The following is a 259-nucleotide window of genomic DNA, read 5'->3' as shown; positions in this document are numbered from 1 at the left end:
TCAAACAGTTCACTTTGATTTAACTCATCTCTTTTTACACCCTTTGGTATACCTAATTTTTTTCTTACAAGTTCAGTAAAATGTTTATAATACATCTGAGGTTTATTACTTCCTTGACTAGTAGCATAATATACAAACTCTTGTATTTCATCTGTAAAATCTTTTCTAACCTTTTTACCTTCAGCTCTTATACCTAACCATTCTTCATCTTTTTCATTAGCTATATAGTATCCATTTTCTTTTATAGAATGTATAACTT

Annotated in this window: 1 pseudogene; it reads right to left on the bottom strand. The window is 27.4% G+C overall.

Going from position 1 to position 259, the window contains the following annotated elements:
* A pseudogene (locus IC173_RS20560) lies at positions 1 to 259 on the bottom strand (BRO family protein); the annotation flags it as partial.

The sequence above is a fragment of the Clostridioides sp. ES-S-0048-02 genome, from assembly GCF_020658495.1.
In the GTDB taxonomy this organism is placed as follows: domain Bacteria; phylum Bacillota; class Clostridia; order Peptostreptococcales; family Peptostreptococcaceae; genus Clostridioides.
This window is presented reverse-complemented; position numbering and strand designations above follow the sequence as displayed.